The organism is Aquitalea sp. ASV11, from assembly GCF_016429185.1.
Classification (GTDB): domain Bacteria; phylum Pseudomonadota; class Gammaproteobacteria; order Burkholderiales; family Chromobacteriaceae; genus Aquitalea; species Aquitalea pelogenes.
In genome coordinates, this window is sequence record NZ_JAELUD010000128.1 from 1 (window position 1) to 4,356 (window position 4,356).

A 4,356-nucleotide genomic window follows, 5' to 3' on the forward strand; every position below is an offset into this window, starting at 1 on the left:
CGCCAGCAGCCTCCCGCCCTGCCTTGCAACAGCCTGCTTGCCAGCCTGCTGGGTCGGGATGGTGTGCGCAACTGGCGTAGCCGCCTGCAACAGGGGCTGGGACTGGAACTGCGCCAAAGCTGGGCCTTGCAATACCTGGGCCGTGCCATGCGGCCTTTTGCACTGGCCCTGCTCGCGGGGGGCTGGCTGCTGAGCAGCGTCAGCACCATCAATAGCGATCAACGTGGTGTGTACGAACGCTTCGGCCAGCCGGTAGCGGTGTGGCAGGCCGGTTGGCATCTGGGTTTGCCATGGCCGTTCGGCAAGGTGCGCCTGGTGGAGTATGGCGTGGTGCATCAGCTGGCCAGCGGCCTGCAACAGGATAGCCTGGGACGCTGGCAAAGTCCGGACAGCACCGCCACCCCGACTGGCAACAACCATTTGTGGGACGGCAACCATGCTGCCGAAACCACCCAGCTGATTGCCAGCCAGCAAGGCGAACGCCAGAGCACCCAGCTGGTAGGCCTGGATGTGCGGCTGGTCTACCGTCAGGGGCTGCGCGATGCCGACGCCCTGGCACTCTACCAGCAGGCTGACCCCACCGCCCTGCTGCATGCGGTGGCGGACCGCGCCATGCTGCATTACTTTGCCGGGCAGCAGCTGGACAAGCTGCTGGGCGATGCCCTGGCCGATACCTCGCGCCAGCTGCAACAACAAATCCAGCAGGCGCTGAACCGCTCGGGTAGCGGACTGGAACTGTTGGCCGTGGTGATTCAGGCCATTCACCCGCCTGCGGCTGCGGCCAATGCCTATCACGGCGTGCAGGCTGCTGCCATTCTGGCGCAGGCTCGTGTGGCCACCGAACGCGCCCAGGCCGTGCGCAGCCATAGCGCTGCCATTCAGGCGGCCGTACAGGCGGCACGCGATGCCAGCGCCAGCGCTGCCGAGCGGGTGGCGCGCAGCAAGGTGGATGCCATTGCCTTTCAGGCCGACCGTCAGGCCGCCGGTGTTGGCGGGCAGTCCTTCCTGCTGGAGCGCTATCTGCACGCACTGAAGCAAGGCCTGCATCAGGCCCAGCCCATCATCATCGACCATCGCATTCCGGCCAGCGCCCTGCCCACCATCGACCTGCGCCCGGCCGCCAACAACCCCGGCCTGCCCGCCATCGACCTGCATGGCGCGCCGATTGCCACCGAACCGCCACCCGCCATAGCGGGAACGCATCCCTGAGGAGCCTGATTTGGCGCTGTTTCACCACCACCCTCACGCGAGCGACAGCCCGAACAGCGGCTGGCGACACTGGAAAACCGCCACAGCGCTTGGCGTATTGCTGCTGGCCGGCCTGTCGGCCTGCATGTTGCAAGTGCATTCGGGCGAAGCCCTGGTAATTACCCGCTTTGGCGCACCGGTGCGGGTATTACTGGAGCCGGGGCTGGCCTGGCGTCTGCCGCCACCGCTGGAAACCGTGGTACCGGTGGACCTGCGCCTGCGCACCACCTCCAGCGGCCTGCAAGATGTAGGTACGCGCGACGGCCTGCGGGTGATCATGCAAAGCTATGTCGCCTGGCAGGTGCCAGCCGACAGCAGCCATATCACCCGTTTTCTGCGCGCGGTACAGAACCAGCCGGACGAAGCGGCGCGGCAAATTGCCACCTTTGCCGGTTCGGCCATGGAAACCGGCAGCAGCCGCTTTGCCCTGGGCAATCTGGTGAATACCGACCGCAGCCAGCTGCGCATCAGCCAGCTGGAACAACAACTGCGCCAGCAACTGGCTCCGCAACTGCTGGAAAGTTATGGCGTACAGGTGGTGGATGTCGGGCTGGAGCGCCTGACCCTGCCTGCCGTCACGCTGGATGCCACCGTGGCACGCATGCGGGCCGAACGCGACACCATTGCCGCCGAACGCACTGCCAGCGGCAATGAACAGGCCGCCGCCATCCGTGCCAATGCCGCACGCGATGCCCGTATCCAGCAAGCCGATGCCAGTGTGGCCGCTGCCGAAATCGAAGCCGGTTCGCGCGTGCAGGCAGCGCGGATTTACGCCGATGCCTGGCAAAAAGCGCCGGAGCTGTACAAGACCCTGCGCTCGCTGGATACCCTCAACGGCGTGGTGGGTTCCGGCACCCACCTGATATTGCGTACCGATGCTGCCCCGTTCCGCGCACTGGTGGATGGCCCGCCGGGGCTGGCCGCAGGCAAGAGCGCAAAGGGCAAATGATGGCGGACACATCACTGCCCGCCAGCGCGTTGGCCCAATCACTGCGCCTGGGTTACCGCCTGCTGCTGGCCATCACCCTGCTGGCAGGCCTTGGCTGGTTGACTGCGCATGTCAGGCCGGTGCCGGCCGACAGCCAGGCGGTGGTGCTGCACTTTGGCGCCATCGACCGGGTACAGCGCGCCGGGCTGCTGCTGGCCTGGCCCAGCCCCATCGACAGCATCATCTGGCTGCCCGCCACCGAGCGGCTGCAACAACGGCAGGTGGAGGGCCTCAGCCGCAATGCCCACGCACTGGCACTGGATGGTGCCGGGACATCCCTGCAACAGATGGGTGACGAACTGGCCGGTTCCGGATATCTGCTGACTGGCGACGTGGGCGTGGTGCAGCTTAATGCCACCGTGTATTACCGCATTGACGATGCCGCCGCCTACGCCCGGCAAGGCGATCAGGCCCTGCCAGTACTGGACCGGCTGGTGAGCGCCGCCGCCTTGCAACTGAGTGCGGGCCGCGACCTGGACAGCATTCTGGTGACGCGCAGCAACCAGCCCTCCAGCCAGCAGGCCGAACTGCGCGAACGCCTGCGTGGCGAACTGGTGCAAGCGGTCAACCAGCGCCTGCAACAGCTGCGCCAGCGTGGTGTGCCGCTTGGCCTGCAAGTTGCCCGTATCGACCTCACCTCCAGCCTGCCGCATGCCGCCCAGGCCGCCTTTGACGCGGTACTGACTGCCGACCAGACCGTCGAGCGGCAACTGGCGCAAGCCCAGACCGCAGCCGCCCGGCAACAACAGCAAGCCAGCGCCGCCGTCAGCACCATCCTGAACAGTGCTCACGCCCGTGCCGACGAACGGCTGGCCCAGGCCCGCAATGAAACCAGCGAAATCCTGGCACTGGCCCCCCGCATGCAGCAAGCAGACGGACCGGCCCTGCTGCGCCAGCTGTACCAGGACAAGATCCAGCAGGTACTGGCCAAGGCAGGCCAGGTCACCACCATGGACCCGGCCAGCAGTGGCCGGGTAATTGTGCCGGGAGTCCGCCCGTGAGCCAGTGCTGTTCCCATCCCCATCACGGCTTGCTGGATGCCGCTGAACAACAACGCAGTGCCCGCCAGTTGCAACTGGCCTTGCTGGCCATCGGCCTGTTGCTGCTGGCCGGCATCTGGCATTTCCTGATTCCCGACGGGCAGATCATCGCCCAGTGGCTGACCAGCGCCGCCGCCTTGCTGATGGCTGTGCCGGTATTACGCGCCGCCTGGCACAGCCTGCAACACCCAGACCTGCACGGCATGGCCGACCTGCTGGTGGCACTGGCCATGCTGGGTGCCTGGGCCAGCGGCGACACCCTCAGCGCCGCCCTGCTGCCCATCCTGATGGTGCTGGGCCATGTGCTGGAAGAACGCAGCCTGCTGGGTTCACAAGAAGCCATCCGCGCCCTGGCCAGCCTTACCAGCAGCCGCAGCCGCCGCTATCGGCCCGACGACAGTCTGGAAGAAGTCGACAACAGCCAGCTGCGTAGCGGCGACCGGGTGGAAGTACGACCGGGCGAGCGCATTCCGGCCGACGGCATGGTGGTGAGCGGGCAATCCAGCCTGGATACCTCGGCCATCACCGGCGAGGCCCTGCCGCAGGATGTCGTACCCGGCAGCCAGGTGTATGCCGGTGCGGTCAATCTGCAAGGCCTGCTGCAACTGGAAGTCAGCCAGGTAGGCGAACAATCGGCGCTGGGGCGCATCAGCGCGCTGATGCAACAGGCCGAACAAGCCAAGCCACCAGTCACCCGGCTGGTGGAGAGTCATGCGGCTTCCTATATGGGGCTGGTGCTGGCCATTGCCGCACTGTGCTGGTTTGTCAGCCGCGACAGCCAGGCCATGCTGGCCGTGCTGGTGGCGGCCTGCCCCTGCGCGCTGGTATTGGCCGCTCCCTCCACTGCCGTGGCCGGGGTGGCGGTGGCAGCGCGCCATGGTGTGCTGATTCGCGGCGCAGCCTTTCTGGAAGAGCTGGCCGATGTCAACGCGCTGGTCATCGACAAGACCGGCACCCTCACCAGCGGCCAGCTGGCAGTGCAGTTGGTGGAAACGCTGGTGAACGACAGCCCGGTGGAAGCAGTCTGGCTGGCTGCCGGGCTGGCCGCCTGCAGCACCCACCCGGTCAGTCGCGCGCTGG

The 4,356-nt window shown here is 66.7% G+C and carries 4 protein-coding genes; all 4 read left to right on the forward strand.

Annotated elements, in window-relative coordinates; genetic code table 11:
- Window positions 1–1,209: SPFH domain-containing protein (locus JHD62_RS21105; RefSeq protein WP_199104530.1), on the forward strand; the 1,209-nt coding region annotated here is incomplete at its 5' end.
- A 10-nt stretch (window positions 1,210–1,219) separates the two neighbouring features.
- The gene (locus tag JHD62_RS21110; RefSeq protein ID WP_199104531.1) at window positions 1,220–2,197 is read left to right on the forward strand and encodes an SPFH domain-containing protein; all 978 of its coding nucleotides are present in this window, start codon (window positions 1,220–1,222) and stop codon (window positions 2,195–2,197) included.
- On the forward strand, window positions 2,197–3,237 hold the full coding sequence (locus JHD62_RS21115) for an SPFH domain-containing protein (RefSeq protein ID WP_199104532.1): 1,041 nt from the start codon (window positions 2,197–2,199) through the stop codon (window positions 3,235–3,237). The genes JHD62_RS21110 and JHD62_RS21115 overlap by 1 nt, the downstream gene beginning before the upstream one ends.
- Window positions 3,234–4,356: HAD-IC family P-type ATPase (locus tag JHD62_RS21120; RefSeq protein ID WP_199104533.1), on the forward strand; the 1,123-nt coding region annotated here is incomplete at its 3' end. The genes JHD62_RS21115 and JHD62_RS21120, both read left to right, overlap by 4 nt.

What these genes read in the sequence shown, in the direction of transcription:
- JHD62_RS21115 (WP_199104532.1), top strand. Translation starts at nt 2,197, where the DNA reads ATGGCGGACACATCACTGCCCGCCAGCGCGTTGGCCCAATCACTGCGC.